Source organism: Pseudorhodobacter antarcticus (genome assembly GCF_900110135.1).
Taxonomy (GTDB): domain Bacteria; phylum Pseudomonadota; class Alphaproteobacteria; order Rhodobacterales; family Rhodobacteraceae; genus Pseudorhodobacter; species Pseudorhodobacter antarcticus.
Genome location: NZ_FOCO01000012.1, coordinates 65,837 through 84,098, shown reverse-complemented (window position 1 = coordinate 84,098; position 18,262 = coordinate 65,837). Strand labels below are relative to the sequence as shown.

Genomic DNA, 18,262 nt, shown 5'->3' with positions numbered 1-18,262 from the left:
CGCTATGTGCGAAGTCCGCATTGGGTGCTATGCAGGGGCACACCGCCCACCGACACGGTGTCCGGTCAATTGGCACAAAACCACTCGCCGATTGAGTTGCAAGGATACGTATAGCGTTGTAAACAAGTTGAGATCATCCCGCGCTTCAGAAACAGAAAAAGCAAAGTTGATCCAGCGGCGTCATCACGCAATGGCCGGATCATTTCTCTTTCATCGAAGGTGGCGAGGTCGCGGTTTAATCCAAAGTCGTCGCGGCATGACCATTGAAAGCCCTAACATTCTTCGGGCGTTTTCAAATCGTGGCGTAACCACATAGTTACGCTTTCCCGGCGATTCAGGCTCATTCTCCAAAACATTTAGAACCTTAAGCATTCTAAGGCCGGGTAAGCGTGCATCATTGGGAAACGTACGAATACGCTGATGATACGCAAGGCCAGCTAAGATGCCGCTAGCTACCGACAACTCTGGAAAAGCAGCCAACACTGCGCGGTAAAGCTCAACAGTCGTAGCATCATCATGCTGTCTACTATTAGTCCGCCGAATAAACCCTAGCACTGTGTTTAGATGTTTAGCAGCATCAATCCTCAACATCCCTGCGGTTTGCACCGCTTGGTCAAGCGAAAGAAAACCCTTTTGTATTTGCAGCTTCTTAATCCGTTCGGCCCCATAAACCACTTCGAAACGAATAGTTTGAACGCTTTTTGCATAAAATCGAACAGACAATCCTTCAACTAAATCGATCATTACAGAAGGACTATCAACCTTAAGGCCTTCGGTAATGGCAGCCAGTGGCGAATACTTGGCTCTTACATCCTTCGCAATGCGACCCAATCTTTCTCGGAGTAGTTCAACTTTTATAATAGGATCTTCATCGTAAAAATCCCAACAAACTTCAACCGTACCGAAAGTGACAGTAGGGGAAACAGTAGTAGCCCGACCGAGAGCCCTACAACAAACCATGTTAATCTCATTAATAAAACTACGCAGATGTTCCTCGGCAGGCTGGCTAGCCGCATATCGTAAACGTGCTTCAGATCGATCAATAATATTGCTCGCGGGAACGAGGAGTACCTCCTCCACTTGGCGAGCAAACTTTTCCGACAGCAAAAGCGTATAATTCGCCAATAGGTTTAAATCTGAATTTCGTTGATTTATTTTAACAGATTGAGCTTGCACGGCACGGTTTATGTTGGCCGCTACATTAAATACGATGTTCCACGCCTCCTGCTGCGTTCTGCGGTCCTCTGGACTTTCCACCCTACTAATTGTTAATTTTCCTGAAAACGTTGGGTGGGGAAAAGTAGCTTTTTCACCCTTATGATTACCAGTTACTAACAGCGAATGCCACTTTCTGTTTTTTTCCAACTTTCGCCTTGTAAAGAGGGCTTTCATTTCCGAAAATGGGGTATAAAGACGAATATTTGACAATTCAGTGAATGCAGCATGAGCCCTACTCTCCGTATCTTTGAAAAGTGGAAATCCAATATTCAGGATGCACAAATCAAATAGCGCATGATCCGAAGAGACCTCAAGAGTATCATCCAATACACAATAAAGTGGTGATGAAAAAACTCGCTTTTCAGTTTTCATTATTCGGTAGCCTGTTTATAATAAAGGGTGTCACTTTGTATTCATCCCGACGTACCGATGATGGACACGATGGACAGTGGCGGCGTACCAATGAGCACCGCGTGCAGGAGCTACATTCATTGCGTTCAGTCTTTCAGCCACCGTCCGAAACGTCAGATGTTCATTTGCGATCCAACCCCAGATCAATGGGCCTACCTTAGACGCAAAGCGGTCAGCACTGTCTCGATTGATTTCGGCAAGTCTCTCAGCACTTTGACCAAGTCGAACGCCTCTGGCCTTGGCAGCGGCTAAAGCGGAACGTGTCCGTTCGCTGATCCGCCGCCCTTCCTCCTCAGCCATGGCCGCGTAGACATGCAGCATGAATCTGTCTGCGTTTGGCATATCCGCTGCAACACAACGGACTCCGCTCTCTAAAAGACCGGACAGAAAATGCACATTGCGCGCCAGACGATCCAGCTTGGCTATAAGCAACGTAGCCCCAGTTTTCCGGCATGCTTCAAGTGCGGCCTTCAACTCAGGACGGTTCGAGCGCTTGCCGCTTTCAACTTCGGTAAACTCAAATAGGATTTTGCCGCTAGTCGAACGGCAGTAATTTTCAGAAGCTGAGCGCTGCGCATCAAGGCCGAGACCACTTGCGCCTTGGCGAACAGTGGAAACTCGATAATATGTTATATAGGTGACTTCCATCTTTTTAACTCCGTAACAAGTGAACGTTGGTTTCGGTTGTTAACAGACCTAATCACCATCCGGCAGATTGATAGGTTTTCACTCATTTGTTTCACGTGCGACAGATCAATTTTTATATGTTTCAATTAGTCTCCCCGCGACAATATAACTCACTAAATATAGGCTGGTTTAGCAATCGATTGCAGTGCTTCGCATGAAATACAAACCGCCCAGCCATCTTGTGGCTATATTTTCTATTTGATGTTATTTATTAATAACTTACACGAAAACCCGCGCATCAAAATACCGCATTTTTTCGGGATAAGAGACTTGCACACAATTTAGACGTTTTGATGTCTATCAATATGTTATGCCCTCGGCAAATTCGTCGAAAATATTTTCCGACTTTTAAGAGTAGAGGGGGTCTCCATTAGTTCATTTGTGAAAATTTTGTAACATCTCAATCTCTATTCTTCACGATTTTAGATCGCAGCTTTCGTCTTTTCTTGGGTGTCGATTCTGTGAGAAGGTTTGGCTTAGAGCTACGATCTGTCAAACTGCTTCCATTTATAAAAGACATTATTATGCTGAGCCACCACTTCCTCATCCCATTAATTTTTATACCCTGAGGAAATTTTTCATGTTTTATCCACTTATAAAAAGTGGAGCGACCACATCCAATAATCTCAATCACTTCACCGGCGCTCAAAAGGCGATCATTCATGTCATCTCATCCTAATCAATTAGTGTTGCCACTTTATATCAAGTAGATTTGAGACTTGGCGAATCCTGAATTTTCAGATGATTTCAGAAAAATATTTGAGCGTTTGAAATTTTTGGAGAAAATGCTTGACTGGATACACACAGGTGTCGAATCAGTCCCCAACATCTTGATTTGTATCAATCCTCTATCTGAGAGGTCAGAGTATCCTCGCACGATAGATTTTATTCTTTGGAGGTCATCTTTTCGGGACAGCCGCCTTACTGCGATGCTTTTCCAGCTTCTTACGAGCAACTGCTGGTGGCTTAACCCCTGCCGACAATGATGTTGATTCGCTCTTGTTGTGATTTTGGAAACCCACTGACAATTCAGCCGAGTTGCCGTTTACCACCGTTGTCGTAAAGTTTCCCCACTGCTCCATCAGTGTCCGGCGGCGGTCATACAAGTCAGATCGAGCATAGGCTCTTTCAACTTCGTTCCCAGTCGCATGAGAAAGTGCTGCTTCAGCTACTTCGCGCTCTGCATGGGCATCCTCACTACACCAATCCCTAAAAGTGCTGCGAAATCCATGGATGGTAAAACCCTCTCTCTCCATTCGCTGCAACAAAGCCTGAAACACGTTTACCGACTGAACACGAGGCTTTGCAGTTTTGGCTGTCTGGACACTGGGAAAGACGATTTCAGCATCCATGCCTTTCATACGCTCTAATACGGCACAAGCAGCACTAGACAGAGGTATGCGGTGGGGAATGCGCCGTTTCATGCGTTCGCCCGGTATGTGCCAAGCTCGTTCTTCAAGATCAATTTCTTCCCAGCGCGCTCCTCTTGCTTCCCCCGATCTAGTGGCAGTCAGGATGATAAATTCGAGCGTGCGCGCAGAAACGCCTTCACGCGAATAAAGCTCCATCATGAAATCGGGCAGGTCCTGCCACGGCATAGACGCCATATGCTTTGTCGCGGTATTTACTGTCCCCAGTGCTTTTTTTACCCCCGTAACTGGGTTTTCTGCAGGGTAGTGGCCCGCAACCTTTGCCCAGTCGAATATAGTACTCAAGCGCTGCATGACGCGGCGAGCCGTTTCGTGTTTTGTGGTCCAGATGGGTTCAAGTACAAGAAGAATGTCGGGTGTTCCCACCTTGTTAATCGGACGCTTGCCAAAACAAGGGAATGCATACGCTTCTACGGCACTTAACCAGCCTGCCGCATGTTTCGGATTGCTCCATGTTGGTTCCAAATTTTTGTGAACACGTTTGGCCGCCTCGGCAAAGGTTAGGGTCTCACGGTTGCGAATGGTTTCTGGATCGCCCCCTGCACGAGCTACTTTGCGTAACCGGCGCGCTTCCTCTCGTGCTTCTGCCAGAGAAACAAGAGTGGCCGAACCCAGACCAAGCTCACGTCGACGCCCATAAACAGTGGTTCGCAATATCCAAGATTTAGTTCCCCCAACACTTACGCACAGATAGAGACCCTCTCCATCACCATGCATGCCGGGTTCTTTCAGACCTTCAACTTTCCGCGCCGTAAGTTTTGGCAAAAGCTTTCCCACCTTTTTTCCCACCACTAAGCATAGGATTAGTGTAGACTTCAAGCAACCGAATGAGATAAAGAATTTAATATTATGTTTGTTTTACAACGGATAACCGGACCAGTGGAGAACATGGTAGACTAGGATTGCAGAGACCTACGGACTGCCACTTTTTTGATTCCCTTCACTTATTGATAAAGCATTGCGGCCGTATTAGACGGTGTGGTGTTTATGGTTATGGCTGTGCTGCATGCGGACGGAGATGCCGCTGGTCAGGGTCGGTTTCCGAGCATCAAGCCTTATTGGCCACAAAGGGTCTGCAGGGTTACAGCACCGCAGACCCTGTTGGGCAAAGGGATTTGGCGTTTGAACCGCCCCTTAATAGGTTGCGCGCCCACCCGACAAATCGAACACGCCTGCCGTGGTAAAGGAGTTTTCCTTGGTGCAAAGCCAAGCGATCATATGTGCGGCCTCGTCCACCTCTAGGAACCTGCCGCGCGGGATTTTGGACAGCATGAAGTCGATATGCGTTTGCGCCATTTGGTCAAAAATGCGGGTGCGCGCGGCGGCGGGCGTTACGCAATTGACGGCGATATCAACGCCTGCGTTTTCCTTGCCCATGCTTTTGGTCAGCGCAATAACTGCGGCCTTGGATGCGGAATAGGCCCCGGCATTGGGATTGCCTTCTTTGCCCGCAACGGAGGCGATGTTGACGATGCGGCCATATGCGCGCGTTTGCATATGCGGCAACACCGCGCGGCAAGTGTGAAAGGTGCCATGCAAGTTCACGGCAACAATCGAGTGAAATTCCGCCACCGGATAGTCCTGCAAGGGACCGTTTGATCCGGCAATCCCGGCAGAGTTTACCAAAACATCAATCCGCCCTTGTGCCGCCATTGTGGCGTCGGCCAGCGTCTGTGTGGCCTGCGCGTCTGTCACATCCAGCCCATGCCCTTCGGCCCGCCCACCCAGATGCGCCGCAGCGGTGGCGGCAAGATCGCCGTCGCGGTCCCACAGGCAGACATGCGCGCCCGATGCGTGCAACAGTTTGGCCACCGCAAACCCGATGCCTTGCGCGCCCCCTGTGACCACGGCCACCTGCCCTGTCAGATCATATGTGTTCATGCGTCATCTCCTTCACCATGCGTTCCGTGCTTGTTTTTGCAAGCGCTGTTGGGGGCGACCCAAGGGCGTTTCGCGCTGTGTGGGGCCATGCTTGCGTCATTGCGCCCACCTTGATCACCCGCGCCGCATTTGTCATCGCTTAAATGGGGGGCGCGGTGCCAATCCCCCCATTTTTCGGCCCGCAGCGTGCCGTATCTGGCTGGGGCGCGAACGGGAAAGGTTGCCGAACGGTCGGTCAGTGCGTAGGATTCCCATGAAAAACGATGGGGGTGGCAGCATGCGGTGGATTGTGCGGATCGGGTCGGGTCTGGTGATGCTGATCGTGGTTATGGTGGCGGGGGTGTTTTTAATCCCATCCCAAAAGGTGGCGCAGGTCGCCGCTGCGCAGTTTTTCAAAGCAACCGGGCGGGTTTTGACGGTGGAGGGCGAGGTAAGCCCCACGGTGTGGCCCGTGCTGGGGGTTAAAACCGGGTTGGTGCGGATTGCCAATGCCGATTGGTCGCGCGCGGGGCCCATGCTGGAGGCCGAAGGGCTGACGATTGGGGTGGAAATGGCCGCGCTGTTTGGCGGCGACATCAAAATCACCAAGATTGAGGCGATCCGGCCCCAGATTATTTTGGAGCGCGGCAAGGACGGGGTGGACAATTGGGACACCGTGCCGGGCGGTGGCGCGGGTGCGGGTGCGGCAAGCCCGGCCCCAACAGGCGCGGACACGGCGCGCGCGCAAGTTATTACGTTGGACGAAGGGATGATCAAGGACGGATCGCTGCTGTTTATCGACCATGCCACGGGCACGCGCGTGGATTTGCGCAATATCGCAGCACAAGTGCGGCTGCCCGATGCGGCGGGTCCGGCGACGTTCACCCTGTCGGCGGTGAAAGAGGGGGTTCGTGTGGCGATGGACGGGCGCGTGGCCGCGTTCAAGGCGTTTGCAGCGGGTGATTTGAGCGACACCACCTTGCGCGCGAATGTGGGCGGGTCGACGTTTGAATTTGACGGCCGGATGGGATTGGCCCCTGTGGTTGCCGAAGGTGCGTTGACGGCGGATTTGGCCGATCTTGCGGCCCTAGCTGGCATCGCGGGACAGACCGCACCAGTGCTGCCGCAAGGCTTGGGCGCGACGGTGCGGCAAGTGTCGGGCGCGCTGACCATCGCATCTGCCGGGTCCGTGCATTTGCGGGGGGCGACGGTGCAGTTGGACGCCAACCGCCTGAACGGTGATTTTGACCTGACGTTTGGCGGTGCGCGCCCCAAAGTGACTGCAAAGATGACAGCGGGGGCGCTGGATTTTGCGGCATTGGCGGGGGGGAATACGGGCGCTGGTGGTGGGGGTGGCGGCGGCGTTGCTGCGGCCCCTGCGCCGGGATGGTCGCGCGATGTGATCGACGTAAGCGCGCTGGCGGGCATGGATGCTGCGGTGGCTCTGTCGGCAGATAGCATTGATTTTGGACGGGCATCGGTGAACCAAACCCGGCTGCTGGTCACGTTGGACCGGGCGCGGATGGTGATTGAAGCACGCCAATTGCAGGCCTATGGCGGCAATGTGACGGGCAATTTCGTGATCAATGGGCGGGGCGGTTTGTCGGTTGGTGGCGATTTGACCTTGGCCGGGATTGCGATGCAGCCTTTGTTGCAAGATGTGGCCAAGTTTGACCGATTGATTGGCACGGGCGACATTGGCGTGAAGTTTTTGGGCGTTGGCAACAGCATATCGGGCATTATGAATTCGCTGTCGGGCAGTGGCACGCTGCGGTTTGGCAAGGGCGAGCTGCTGGGGTTGGACCTGTTGGGGATGCTGCGCGCGCTGGATGCGGGATATGTTGGCGCGGGGCAGAAAACGATTTTTGATGCGATCACGGGGTCGTTTACGCTGCAAAACGGCGTGTTGTTCAATGACGACCTGCGGCTTGGCGCGCCCTATATCGCGGCCACGGGGGCGGGGCAAGTTGGCATCGGGGCGCGCGATGTGGCGTATCGGTTGACGGGAACCGCGCTGGCGGGCAGCGATGGGACGGGCGGTGTGACGGTGCCCGTGGTGATTTCGGGGCCTTGGGCGCAGCCAAAGTTCAGGCTGGATATGCAAGCGTTGATTGACCAGAACCTTGCCGAAGAAAAAGAGAAGTTGAAGGTTAAAGCGCGGGCGGAAGAGGACCGGGTGAAGGCCAAGCTGGAAGCAGAATTGGGCATCCAGCGTTTGGAAGGCGAGCGGCTGGAAGATGCCGCCAAGCGCCGCGCCCAAGACGCGCTGGAGGCGGAAGCGGCGCGCGCCTTGCGCAAGTTGTTGGGCGGGAATTGACGGGCGGCAATTGACGGACGGTTGGGCAGGCCTCAATCCGTTCAAATCATCCGCGCAGCGTGTCGGCGATTTTTGCGGCCAAACGCCGGGCCACCTGTGATTTTGGTAGGCGCGGCCACACATCGCTGCCGGCATCGGTGATCAGGGTGACGGCGTTTTCCGTGCCGCCCATGATGCCCCTTTCGGGAGAGACATCGTTGGCGACAATCCAATCGCAGCCTTTGCGCAGGCGTTTGGCAGTGGCGTGGGCAAGGACGTTATCGGTTTCGGCGGCAAAGCCCACGACAAGGGTGGGCCGCCCTGCCCCCATTTTGGACAGAGTCGCAAGAATGTCGGGGTTTTCGGTGAATTCCAACGGTGGCGCCTTGCCGGACCCATCCTTTTTCAGTTTTGACGCGGCGGCGTTGGCGACGCGCCAATCGGCCACGGCGGCGACAAAAATGGCGGCATCGGCGGGCAATGCCGATTGCACGGCGGCCAGCATTTGAACGGCGGTTTCGACGCGGACCACGGTGACGCCTGTGGGGGCAGGCACGCTGGCCGGGCCCGTGATGAAGGTGACATTTGCCCCCAGATCGCGCAGGGCGGCGGCCAAGGCGGTGCCCTGCGCACCCGAGGAACGGTTGGCAATATAGCGCACGGGATCAATCGGTTCGTGGGTGGGACCGGAGGTGACGAGGATGTGTTTGCCCGCCAGCGGCCCGGCGGTGAGGGCGGTTTTGATCGCCGCCAAAATCTCCGCCGGTTCGGCCATGCGGCCGGGGCCGTGTTCGCCGCAAGCCATATCGCCATCATTTGGACCCACAAACGCGATGCCATCGGCGCGCAGGGTGGCGATGTTGCGCTGGGTGGCGGCGTGTTGCCACATGCGCACATTCATCGCGGGCGCGATAAGCACAGGCGTGTCGGTGGCGAGCAGCAGGGTGGAGGCGAGATCATCGGCGCGGCCCGTGGCCATTTTGGCCATCAGATCGGCGGTGGCGGGGGCGACCACGATCAGATCAGCCGAGCGAGAGAGTTGGATGTGGCCCATCTCCGCCTCCTCGGTCAGATCAAACAAATCGCGGTGCAGTTTTGCGCCGGACAGCGCCGCGACCGAAAGGGGGGTGACAAATTGTTCGCCCGCGCGGGTGAGGACCGGGGCCACCGATGCGCCTTGTTCGCGCAGGCGGCGGATAAGGTCCAGCGATTTGAACGCGGCGATGCCACCGCCGATCACCAACAAAATACGCTTGTTTGACAGCATTTTAGCCCCCTTGTTTGGGGCATGTTAGCGGGTTTGGGGGGGGAGGTGAACGGGTTTCGTTAAGGGGTTTTGGTGAAGGCCGCGCAAGGGTCGTCGCGCGGGGTGGGGGCGGTGACGATCCACGCGTCAAAGGGGGCATCGGGGCCGGGGTCGCCTTCGACTTGGCCCAAGGAAAATGCGGTGATTGCGGGGGCGGCAATGCCAAGGGCTGCGGGGATGCCGCGCGCGCGGTCGGCGTGGCCGGAGCCTGTGATGACCACCACGGGACCGCCGGTTTTTTCCAAGGCTTGCAAGGCGGTGCGGGCAAAAGCGGCGTCGCGCAGGCGTTGGGCGGCGACCATGCCGGGCAGCATTTCGGGCGGTAGGGCGTTACAATGGGCGGTCATTTGATCGGTCTCGCGCAGCGCCTGTTCGGGCGCGGGCAAAGGGCTGGCAAGGCCGTAGAGGGCGGCATCGGGGCCAAAAACGGCCCCTGCCCCATCGGTCATGGCACGGCGCACATCGACGCGGTCAAGGGCTGCGCCATAGACTTCAGCGGTGCCAGAGGCCGCGAAAATGGGGTGGTACAACGCATAATCGGGCCAGCCAGAGGTGGCCCAGCCCGTCATTTCAGCCATTCGCGCGGCGTTGTCGCGGGGCGTGTCACCGATCGCTGCCGCCTGCGCGGGGGTTAGCATTTCAAACACCAGTGCTGTGGGATGCCACCGCTGCACCAAGGCAGCTTGGGTTTCATGGTGGTTGGGGTTGTCATGGATTTCGCCCAAAATCAGGATTTGGGCGGGGGGCGCTGTGGGCAAATCATCCAGCGTCACCAGATCGGCGTGTGCCGCCCCTGCACAGCCCAAAAGGGCTGCGCAAAACGGGGCGGCGGTTTTGAAAGGAGAAACGCGCATCACAGGAAGTGATGCACCTCACGCGTGCCGGTTTCAAGGCTGCGGCGCAGTTTGGTAAAAGCTGCCGCCTCCAGCTGGCGAACGCGTTCTTTGGACAGGCCCAGCTCGATGCCAAGGCTTTCCAACGTGCGCCCTTCGTCGCGCAGCTTGCGTTCTGTGATGATGAAGCGTTCGCGCGGATTCAGATCGACCATTGCCTTGACCAACCAGGTGCGTAAATGGGCGCGGTCGTGGCTGTCTTCGATCACATCGGCGGCTTGGGCGCTGTCATCTTCCAGCGCGTCAATCCATTCGCGACCTTCATCCTCGGACGATTGGGTGGCATTAAGGGAGTAGTCGGAGCCAGACAAGCGACCGTCCATCATTTCGACATCGTGCAAGGGGACGCCGATTTCCAGCGCCACTTTGGCACGCAACTGGTGCGCATCCAGCGTTTCGCCGCGCTGCGTCGCCTCACGTTCCAGCTTTGCCTGCACGCGGCGCAAGTTGAAAAACAAGGCTTTTTGGCTGCTGGTGGAGCCGGTGCGGACCATGGACCAGTTGCGCATCACGTATTCCTGGATGCTCGCCTTAATCCACCAGACAGCATAGGTGGAAAAGCGCACGCCGCGGTCAGGGTCAAATTTATCGGCGGCCTTCATCAAGCCCAAAGACGCCTCTTGGATAAGGTCGTTCATGGGCGCGCCGTAGCGGCGGAATTTTGACGCCATGGAGATGGCCAAGCGCATGTAGGCGGTGATCAGGCGGTGCAGCGCCGCCTCATCGCGCTGATCGCGCCACGCATAGGCAAGGCGCAATTCGGTTTCAGCATCAAGAAGTTCCGCCTTCATCGCTTGGCGGGACATGGTTTGGTCGCTATATCCTGCTTGTGCCATCGTTTCCCCCTTGGCCGTTGCTCTATTCGTTTCGTTTAAATTAATTACGCGTCCCGGTTGCGATTGGATCATAATGATGCTGCAAAAAATCTTGCCCCCCCTAACGCTGGTGACGGGGGGCGCGAAATCGGGCAAATCGGGGTTTGCCGAAGGGTTGGTCGTGGGGTCGGGGCGCGCGCGGGTGTATGTGGCCACCGCGCAAGTTTGGGATGCGGAAATGCGGGTGAAGGTGGACGCGCACCGGGTGGACCGAGGGCCGGATTGGCGACTGGTGGAGGCGCCGCGCGATATTTCGGCGGCGCTGGCGGAGGTGGGCCCCAAAGAGGTGGCGCTGTTGGATTGCGCGACGATGTGGCTGACCAATACGATGCTGGCGCAAGCGGATATGGACGCCGAGATGGACGGGTTTATGGCGGCGCTGGCGGGCTGTGCGGCCCCCGTGGTTGTGGTCACGAATGAGCTGGGTTGGTCGATTGTGCCAGATAATGCGCTGGCGCGGCGGTTTCGCGATGCCCAAGGGCGGTTGAACCAGCGGCTGTCGGCGCAGGCGGGGCTGGTGGTCGCGGTGATTTCGGGGCTGCCCTTGGTGTTGAAGGGGGCGCTGTGACGCGGTTTTTCTGGGTCCGCCACGGGCCAACGCATGCGAAATCTATGGTCGGCTGGTCGGACCTGCCCGCGGATTTATCGGACGTGGCGGCCTTGGCGCGGCTGTCGGATTATTTGCCGGATGCGCCTGTGGTGTCATCGACCTTGATCCGGGCTGCGGCCACGGCAGATGCCATTCAAGGCGGCAGGTCGCGGTTGCCGCATGATCCCGATTTGCGCGAAATTCACTTTGGTGCGTGGGAGTTACAGCGCTTTGATGATGTAAAAGATCAAGCGCATATTCGCGCTTATTGGGAGGAGCCGGGCAGCGTGGCCCCACCGGATGGCGAAAGTTGGGATGCCGTTTCAGCGCGGGTGAATGGCGCGGTTGATCGGTTGTTGGTGCATCCTGAGGTGATTGTGGTCGCCCATTTTGGCGTGATTTTGACGCAAGTGCAGCGGGCGCTGGGGATCAGTGCCTATCAAGCGTTTGCGCAAAAGATTGATAATTTGTCAGTGACCGAAGTGGTGTTTGACGGCGCGTGGCGGACGGGGGCGATCAACAGGATTTTGTAAGCGTTGGTTTGTAAGCGCTGGTGTTTAAGCGCTGGCGGGGCAAATGCGGGTTTGTGTTGTGGGTTTGGCGCGGATAATCTGTGCGAAACCCCATCAAAGGACGCCGCATATGACCTATACCCTTGCCATCGGCGACCGCGCTTATTCCAGTTGGAGCCTGCGAGGCTGGCTGTTGTTTGATGCCTTTGGCATCCCCGTCAAAACCCAATCGGCGCGGCTTTATACCGATGAATTGCCAGCAGTGTTGGCGCAGTTTGTGCCCGCGCGCACGGTGCCTGTGATGCGCTGCCCGGACGGGGCTGTGGTGCCCGACAGCTTGGCGATGGCAGAGGAGTTGGCAAGCCGCCACCCGGGCGCGGGGCTGCTGCCCGCTGACCCAAAAGCGCGGGCGGTGGTGCGGGTTTTGATGACGGAAATGCATGCGGGGTTTGGCGCGCTGCGCAATTATTGCCCAATGAACCTGCGGGTCAGTTACGCCAATTGCGCGGCCCCGCAAGCGGTGCTGGATGATCTGGCGCGGCTGGAAACCCTGTGGGATTGGGCGCGCGCGCAGACCGGGAACGGGGCGTGGCTGTGTGGGGCTTACAGCGCGGCGGATGCGTTTTACGCGCCAGTTGCCGCACGGATTGCGGGGTATAATTTGGGCGTGGGGACGCAGGCGCAGTCCTATGTCGCGGCGCATTTGGCGCATCCGTCGTTTCGCCGTTGGCGCGCGATGGGCCATGCTGACGGCGCAGATCAGGCCAATTATTTTCGCGATTATCCGCGCCGTGATTGGCCGGGTGCGGGCGTGGCGGGCGCGTTGGCAAAGGGTCCATCGGTCAATACCGCTTGCCCTTATTCGGGCGATCCCGTCACCCATTTCATGGCCTATGGCGACCGGGTTTGGGGGTTTTGCAACGCCTTTTGCCGCGACAAAACTTTAGCCGATCCGGGCGCGTGGCCGCAGTTTATGGCGCTGTATAATTCGTAAAGCCGTTTACACTTCGTAAACCATTGCCCGGCTAGATGTTAATCAAGGTTAACGGGAGTGCGGTTATGGTGGCGCGGGCCTTTACGGTTGCGTTTGAAGGGGTGGAGGCACGGCTGGTGGAGGTGCAATGCGCATTATCCCCAGGCCTGCCGCATTTTGGCATCGTGGGCCTGCCCGACAAGGCCGTGTCGGAGGCGCGCGAACGGGTGCGGGCGGCGCTGGGGGCGATGTCGATCGCCCTGCCCTCCAAACGAATCACTGTGAACTTGTCGCCCGCCGATTTGCCCAAAGAGGGGTCGCATTTCGATTTGCCGATTGCGCTGGCCTTGTTGGCGGCGCTGGAGATTATTCCGCGCGATGCGGTGGAAAACACCGTGGCGCTGGGAGAATTGTCGCTGGATGGGCGGCTGATTGCGGTGATTGGCGCGCTGCCCGCAGCAATGGCCGCGGCAGAAGCCGACCGCAGCTTGTTGTGCCCGCGCGCTTGTGGGCCCGAAGCGGCCTGGGTTGGGGCGGCCCAAGTGCTGGCGGCAGACAGTTTGGACCAAGTGATCCGCCATTATACCGGGGCCGCCCCCATTGCGCCCGCCGAACCGGGAGAGGTGCCAGCCCAGCCGCACGGCCGTGACATGGCGGATGTGAAGGGGCAAGAACGGGCCAAACGAGCGATGGAAATTGCGGCGGCGGGGCGACATCATTTGCTGATGGTGGGGTCGCCGGGGTCGGGTAAATCCATGTTGGCGGCACGATTGCCCAGTATTTTGCCGCCGCTTTCGGCGGTGGAGGCGCTGGAAACATCGATGATTCTGTCGCTGGCGGGGGTTCTGACCGAAGGTGGCATTTCGCGCGCGCGGCCCTTTTGTGAACCGCATCACACCGCGTCGATGGCGGCGATTGTGGGGGGCGGTCGGGGGGCAAAACCGGGGCAGATCAGCCTGGCGCATAACGGGGTTTTGTTCATGGACGAATTTCCAGAGTTTCCGCGCGCGGTGCTGGAAACCCTGCGCCAACCGATTGAGACGGGCGAAGTGGTGGTGGCGCGGGCCAATGCGCATATCAAATATCCTTGCCGTTTCTTGCTGATTGCGGCTGCAAACCCTTGTAAATGCGGGTATTTGGCGGACCCTACCCGCGCTTGTGCAAGGGTGCCCCTGTGCGGAGAGGAATATCTGGGCCGGATATCAGGGCCGTTGATGGACCGTTTTGATCTGCGGGTGGAGGTGCCCCCGGTCGGCTATACCGACCTTGACCTGCCCAGCACGGGCGAAAGTTCGGCAATTATTGCAGCACGGGTTGCGGCGGCGCGCGGGGTGCAAAGCAAACGCTTTGCGGATGCCCCGGGGGTGCGGGTGAACGCAGAGGCCGAAGGCGCGCTGCTGGACGCGATCGCCACGCCGGACGCAGAGGGCAAAGCGTTGCTGAACCGGGTTGCCGAACGGTTTGGCCTGTCGGCGCGCGGCTATCACCGGGTGCTGCGGGTGGCGCGCACGATTGCTGACCTTGACCATTCGGCGGATGTGCGCAGCCCACATGTGGCCGAGGCGGTCAGCTTTCGGCTGGCAATTGGACTGCGCGAGACCTGATGGAAGGCGTTTGTACGGCGAAAACCCCGGATCAAGCGCGCTTTTTCTCAATCACCTCCCAGATTTTGGCGGCAGTGTTCGTGCCGTCAAACCGCTCCAACTCCTGTATCCCCGTCGGAGATGTCACGTTGATTTCGGTCAACCAATCGCCGATCACATCGATGCCAACGAAAATCTGACCATTGTCACGCAAGGTGGGGCCGATGGCGGCGCAAATTTCCAGATCGCGTGGGGTCAAATCCACCTTTTCGGCGCGGCCACCCACATGCATGTTGGACCGCGTTTCACCCGCCTGCGGCACCCGGTTGATGGCGCCCACAGGCGCACCATTCACCAAAATCACGCGCTTGTCGCCTTTGGATACGGCGGGCAGAAATTTTTGGGCGATCAAAGGCTCTCGGTTGATGCTGGAAAACAGCTCATGCAACGAGGACAGATTGCGGTCATCGGGGCCCAAGCGGAAAACGCCTGCGCCGCCATTGCCATACAGCGGCTTCAGGATGATGTCGGAATGTTGGGCCTTGAAGGCACGGATCATGTCCAAATCCCGCGCGATCATGGTCGGTGGGGTCAGATCGGGAAAACGCAGAACCAATAGTTTTTCAGGGAAATTGCGGACCCAGAATGGATCATTCACCACAAGGGTTTTGGGGTGGATCATGTCCAAAAGATGGGTAGAGGTGATGTATCCCATATCAAATGGCGGATCTTGGCGTAGCCAAACAACGTCAAACGTGGACAAGTCCACCTCAACCTCCGCTTCATAGCTGACATGATTGCCCTTTTCGCGCCGCAACGTGATGGAAAACCCGCGCGCAACAACCCTACCTTCGCGATAGGCCAATTTGTCGGGCGTGTAGAAAAACAGCGAATGGCCCCGGGCTTGCGCCTCCAGCGCGATCCGAAAAGTGCTGTCGGCGTCAATATTTACAGACCCGATCGGATCCATTTGCAAAGCAACTTTCAGGCCCATGGCACATCCTTTTCATTCCATGCCCCTTCCTTGCCGCAAGCGACACAGCTTCACAAGATTTCTTCACCCCATAAATGCGTTTTCGACAACTTCAATGCGACCGTAGGAATCGACCAAAGCCACGTCAAACCGACTTTCGGTGTTTTGGCCTGCGGGTTCGCCCGCCAAAAATTCAGAGGCCGATGCATAAATGCGGGCCATTTGGCGCGATGTCAGGCGCAATGCGGCCTCCGCATGGGTCGCAGCCTTTTTCACTTCAATAAAAACAACTGCCGCACCTTCGCGCATCACCAGATCAATTTCACCCGAACGCCCGCGCCACCGCGTCGCGGCCAAAACCCGACCTGCATCCGCATAATGGCGTGCCACGGCCGCCTCTGCAGCTAGGCCCGCGTGATAAGACACCAATCCGCTCATTCTTCATCCTCCTGCGCCAATTTCAACGCCAGTTGATACACATCGCGCCTGGGCAGCGCCAAATCCGCTGCCACAATCGCCGCCGCATCCTTGACCGATTTATCTGCCAAATGCAGACGCAGCCGATCCTCGATGGTTTGTTCGTCGGGTTTTTCAGACACCGCCCGCGCAACCAACAACACAATTTCCCCTTTGACAGCACGCCCGTCAAATGCCGTAGCCAAATCGCCAAGCGTGCCGCGCGACACTTCTTCATATCGTTTGGTCAACTCGCGGCAGACAACGGCTTGGCGGTCGCTGCCCCAGTGTTCCGCCAATTCTGTTAAAATCCGGTGAATCCTTTTGGGGGATTCGTAAAATATCAAGGTGGCAGGGATATTTTTTACCTCTGCCAGCATCCGTTTGCGAGCGCCTGCTTGGGTGGGCGCAAAGCCTGCAAACAAAAACCGATCACTGGGCAGGCCCGACACTGTCAGCGCCGCCAGCACCGCTGATGCGCCGGGTGCGGACAGCACTGTGTGCCCATCGGCAATCGCCGCCCGCCCCAATTGAAAGCCCGGATCGGCGATCAGGGGTGTGCCTGCTTCGGAGGCATAGGCGATGGATTTGCCGTCTGCCAGCGCGCGCAGCAATTTGGGCCGCATCGCTTCGCCATTGTGGTCATGATAGGCGAAAACATGGCGGTCGCCCAAAGGCACGCCGTGGATCTCCATCAGGTGTTTCAAAGTCCTTGTATCTTCGGCCGCCAGCACATCAGCTTTTGCCAAAATATCAAGGGCGCGCAAGGTGATATCGCGCGCGGCCCCGATGGGGGTGGACACGAAATAAAGCCCAGCCGCCAAAGGGCGCGGATCAGGGCGGTGGGCAGGCGCATCAGCGTTTTCGGCATCATCGCGCGTGGGGGTGTCGGAACACATGGCGATCCTCCCTTCCAAAGTTTACTTCACATTCTGAAACGCATAGGGTTAACCCCGCTGCTGTGCCACCGTAAACGAGGGACCCCTATGTTGTCGTTATTCAAAACCGCCCGCAAGTCATTGATCCATTTGGGGACCCGTCTGGGAGGCCGTGTGGGTTTTGTCGTGGCCGGGTTGGCTTTGGCTGCTTGTCAGCCGATTCCCCCTGGCGGTGGTACTGGACCCGCGGCGGCCAATTCGGGGCCTGTGCAGGTTGCCCTTTTGGTGCCAAGCGGGTCCGGGTCGGCGGGGGATGATGTTTTGGCGCGGTCGCTGGAAAACGCGGCCAAGCTGGCGATTGCCGATCTGGGCAGCACGCAGATCGTCTTGCGCGTGTACAGCACCGGGGGCAAACCTGCCGGGGCCCAGGCGGCGGCGATCAAGGCGGCGGACGAGGGTGCTGCAATTATTCTGGGCCCTGTTTTTGCACAAAACGCCAATGCGGCGGGCGTGGCTGTGTCGGCGCGCGGCATCAATGTGTTGTCATTTTCCAACAACACCGACATCGCGGGGGGCAATGTTTTCGTTCTGGGGCCAACCTTTCAGAACACCGCCAACCGTTTGGCCACCTATGCCGTGGGCCAAAACAAGCGCAAGATCATGATTGTCAACGACCGCACGCCTGCGGGTGAAATTGGTCGCGTGGCGATTGAGCGCGGCATCGCCAGTGCGGGCGGGTCGATCGTTGCGCGCGTGGGGTACGAGTTTTCGCAAAACGGTATTGCCAAAGCGGCCCCCGAAATTGCCAACCAAGTGCGTGCGACAGGGGCCGAGGCGGTGTTTATGACCGCCGACACCGCGGGCGCCCTGCCGATGTTGACGCAAATGTTGCGCGACAACCGGATTGATCCGTCGGTGGCGCAGTTCATTGGCCTAACGCGCTGGGATATTCCGGCGGAAACCACGGGCTTGCCGGGTGTGCAGGGTGGCTGGTTTGCGCTGCCAGACCCCGCCTTGTATCAGCGGTTCCAAGCGCGGTTCCAAACCGTCTATGGCACCCCACCGCATCCGATTGCAGGGCTGGCCTATGACGGGATTGCCGCCATTGGTGCGCTGGTGAAACGTGGTACGCCGCTGAATACGCAGGGTTTGACGCAGAGTTCTGGCTTTGTTGGCGTCAATGGCATTTTCCGGTTGCGCGGCGATGGCACCAACGAACGCGGGTTGGCGATTGCGCAAATTCGCAACAATCAAATAGTGATCATCGACGCCGCCCCCCGCAGCTTTGGCGGTGCCGGGTTCTGATCCGGCCTTTTTTGGAA

At 57.5% G+C, this 18,262-nt stretch carries 17 protein-coding genes; 6 read left to right on the top strand and 11 right to left on the bottom strand.

Translation table 11 applies throughout. The features are described from left to right. Positions 1-210: 210 nt before the first annotated feature. The 5 genes from BMY36_RS19440 to BMY36_RS08250 form a co-directional block, all read right to left on the bottom strand. Positions 211-1,590: a hypothetical protein gene (locus tag BMY36_RS19440; protein ID WP_139193973.1), complete on the bottom strand. Its 1,380-nt coding sequence runs from the start codon at positions 1,588-1,590 to the stop codon at positions 211-213. Positions 1,591-1,620: 30 nt separating this feature from the next. Further along, a complete protein-coding gene (locus BMY36_RS08265; RefSeq protein ID WP_050518606.1) occupies positions 1,621-2,277 on the bottom strand; it encodes a recombinase family protein in 657 nt (218 codons plus the stop codon). A 439-nt stretch (positions 2,278-2,716) separates the two neighbouring features. Then, positions 2,717-2,980, bottom strand: a complete 264-nt coding sequence (locus BMY36_RS08260; protein ID WP_074818603.1) for a helix-turn-helix transcriptional regulator — start codon at positions 2,978-2,980, stop codon at positions 2,717-2,719. Positions 2,981-3,215: 235 nt separating this feature from the next. Further along, positions 3,216-4,523, bottom strand: coding sequence for a tyrosine-type recombinase/integrase (locus tag BMY36_RS08255; protein ID WP_074818600.1), 1,308 nt, complete (start codon positions 4,521-4,523; stop codon positions 3,216-3,218). Between the two features lie 357 nt (positions 4,524-4,880). Next, on the bottom strand, positions 4,881-5,627 hold the full coding sequence (locus tag BMY36_RS08250) for an SDR family NAD(P)-dependent oxidoreductase (RefSeq protein WP_050518608.1): 747 nt from the start codon (positions 5,625-5,627) through the stop codon (positions 4,881-4,883). A 253-nt stretch (positions 5,628-5,880) separates the two neighbouring features. Between BMY36_RS08250 and BMY36_RS08245 the strand changes: the two genes are divergently transcribed. Continuing rightward, a complete protein-coding gene (locus tag BMY36_RS08245; RefSeq protein WP_050518609.1) occupies positions 5,881-7,923 on the top strand; it encodes an AsmA family protein in 2,043 nt (680 codons plus the stop codon). 46 nt (positions 7,924-7,969) lie between these two features. On the opposite strand, the gene coaBC is transcribed toward BMY36_RS08245, so the two are convergent. Genes coaBC through BMY36_RS08230 form a run of 3 tightly spaced genes read right to left on the bottom strand, consistent with a single transcriptional unit; the run spans position 7,970 to position 10,937 of the window. After that, on the bottom strand, positions 7,970-9,169 hold the full coding sequence (gene coaBC / locus BMY36_RS08240) for a bifunctional phosphopantothenoylcysteine decarboxylase/phosphopantothenate--cysteine ligase CoaBC (protein WP_050518610.1): 1,200 nt from the start codon (positions 9,167-9,169) through the stop codon (positions 7,970-7,972). Between the two features lie 59 nt (positions 9,170-9,228). Continuing rightward, complete coding sequence (locus tag BMY36_RS08235; RefSeq protein WP_082224761.1) at positions 9,229-10,062, bottom strand: ChaN family lipoprotein; 834 nt, start codon at positions 10,060-10,062, stop codon at positions 9,229-9,231. After that, positions 10,062-10,937 carry an RNA polymerase factor sigma-32 gene (locus BMY36_RS08230; RefSeq protein WP_050518611.1) on the bottom strand — a complete coding sequence of 292 codons (876 nt, stop codon included), beginning with the start codon at positions 10,935-10,937 and terminating at the stop codon, positions 10,062-10,064. Before BMY36_RS08230 ends, BMY36_RS08235 begins: the two co-directional genes overlap by 1 nt. A 73-nt stretch (positions 10,938-11,010) precedes the next feature. Here BMY36_RS08230 and cobU point away from each other — a divergent pair, with 73 nt between their 5' ends. The 4 genes from cobU to BMY36_RS08210 all read left to right on the top strand — a co-directional run bounded on the left by cobU (position 11,011) and on the right by BMY36_RS08210 (position 14,654). Beyond that, positions 11,011-11,544: a bifunctional adenosylcobinamide kinase/adenosylcobinamide-phosphate guanylyltransferase gene (gene cobU, locus BMY36_RS08225; RefSeq protein ID WP_050518612.1), complete on the top strand. Its 534-nt coding sequence runs from the start codon at positions 11,011-11,013 to the stop codon at positions 11,542-11,544. Next, positions 11,541-12,098 carry a histidine phosphatase family protein gene (locus tag BMY36_RS08220; protein ID WP_074818596.1) on the top strand — a complete coding sequence of 186 codons (558 nt, stop codon included), beginning with the start codon at positions 11,541-11,543 and terminating at the stop codon, positions 12,096-12,098. Before cobU ends, BMY36_RS08220 begins: the two co-directional genes overlap by 4 nt. A 109-nt stretch (positions 12,099-12,207) precedes the next feature. After that, positions 12,208-13,071: a glutathione S-transferase gene (locus tag BMY36_RS08215; protein WP_050518614.1), complete on the top strand. Its 864-nt coding sequence runs from the start codon at positions 12,208-12,210 to the stop codon at positions 13,069-13,071. A gap of 65 nt (positions 13,072-13,136) precedes the next feature. After that, positions 13,137-14,654 carry a YifB family Mg chelatase-like AAA ATPase gene (locus BMY36_RS08210; protein WP_050518615.1) on the top strand — a complete coding sequence of 506 codons (1,518 nt, stop codon included), beginning with the start codon at positions 13,137-13,139 and terminating at the stop codon, positions 14,652-14,654. A gap of 31 nt (positions 14,655-14,685) precedes the next feature. Here BMY36_RS08210 and gshB read toward each other — a convergent pair whose 3' ends face one another. From gshB to rsmI, 3 genes are all read right to left on the bottom strand, one after another. Then, on the bottom strand, positions 14,686-15,627 hold the full coding sequence (gene gshB / locus BMY36_RS08205; protein WP_050518616.1) for a glutathione synthase: 942 nt from the start codon (positions 15,625-15,627) through the stop codon (positions 14,686-14,688). Between the two features lie 63 nt (positions 15,628-15,690). Next, entirely contained in the window at positions 15,691-16,044 is a 354-nt protein-coding gene (locus tag BMY36_RS08200; RefSeq protein ID WP_050518617.1) for a YraN family protein, read from the bottom strand. Next, positions 16,041-16,961 carry a 16S rRNA (cytidine(1402)-2'-O)-methyltransferase gene (rsmI, locus tag BMY36_RS08195; RefSeq protein WP_082224762.1) on the bottom strand — a complete coding sequence of 307 codons (921 nt, stop codon included), beginning with the start codon at positions 16,959-16,961 and terminating at the stop codon, positions 16,041-16,043. The genes BMY36_RS08200 and rsmI overlap by 4 nt, the downstream gene beginning before the upstream one ends. 87 nt (positions 16,962-17,048) lie before the next feature. Here rsmI and BMY36_RS08190 point away from each other — a divergent pair, with 87 nt between their 5' ends. After that, positions 17,049-18,245: a penicillin-binding protein activator gene (locus BMY36_RS08190; RefSeq protein WP_050518618.1), complete on the top strand. Its 1,197-nt coding sequence runs from the start codon at positions 17,049-17,051 to the stop codon at positions 18,243-18,245. Positions 18,246-18,262: the final 17 nt, after the last annotated feature.

Bases quoted from the DNA above. Each gene is read 5' to 3' on its own strand.
- BMY36_RS08210 (WP_050518615.1), top strand. From the start codon at position 13,137: ATGGTGGCGCGGGCCTTTACGGTTGCGTTTGAAGGGGTGGAGGCACGG.
- BMY36_RS08215 (WP_050518614.1), top strand. From the start codon at position 12,208: ATGACCTATACCCTTGCCATCGGCGACCGCGCTTATTCCAGTTGGAGC.
- BMY36_RS08250 (WP_050518608.1), bottom strand. From the start codon at position 5,627: ATGAACACATATGATCTGACAGGGCAGGTGGCCGTGGTCACAGGGGGC.
- BMY36_RS08260 (WP_074818603.1), bottom strand. From the start codon at position 2,980: ATGAATGATCGCCTTTTGAGCGCCGGTGAAGTGATTGAGATTATTGGA.
- BMY36_RS08200 (WP_050518617.1), bottom strand. From the start codon at position 16,044: ATGAGCGGATTGGTGTCTTATCACGCGGGCCTAGCTGCAGAGGCGGCC.
- BMY36_RS08245 (WP_050518609.1), top strand. From the start codon at position 5,881: ATGAAAAACGATGGGGGTGGCAGCATGCGGTGGATTGTGCGGATCGGG.
- gshB (WP_050518616.1), bottom strand. From the start codon at position 15,627: ATGGGCCTGAAAGTTGCTTTGCAAATGGATCCGATCGGGTCTGTAAAT.
- cobU (WP_050518612.1), top strand. From the start codon at position 11,011: ATGATGCTGCAAAAAATCTTGCCCCCCCTAACGCTGGTGACGGGGGGC.
- rsmI (WP_082224762.1), bottom strand. From the start codon at position 16,961: ATGTGTTCCGACACCCCCACGCGCGATGATGCCGAAAACGCTGATGCG.
- BMY36_RS08190 (WP_050518618.1), top strand. From the start codon at position 17,049: ATGTTGTCGTTATTCAAAACCGCCCGCAAGTCATTGATCCATTTGGGG.
- BMY36_RS19440 (WP_139193973.1), bottom strand. From the start codon at position 1,590: ATGAAAACTGAAAAGCGAGTTTTTTCATCACCACTTTATTGTGTATTG.
- BMY36_RS08265 (WP_050518606.1), bottom strand. From the start codon at position 2,277: ATGGAAGTCACCTATATAACATATTATCGAGTTTCCACTGTTCGCCAA.
- BMY36_RS08235 (WP_082224761.1), bottom strand. From the start codon at position 10,062: ATGCGCGTTTCTCCTTTCAAAACCGCCGCCCCGTTTTGCGCAGCCCTT.
- BMY36_RS08230 (WP_050518611.1), bottom strand. From the start codon at position 10,937: ATGGCACAAGCAGGATATAGCGACCAAACCATGTCCCGCCAAGCGATG.
- coaBC (WP_050518610.1), bottom strand. From the start codon at position 9,169: ATGCTGTCAAACAAGCGTATTTTGTTGGTGATCGGCGGTGGCATCGCC.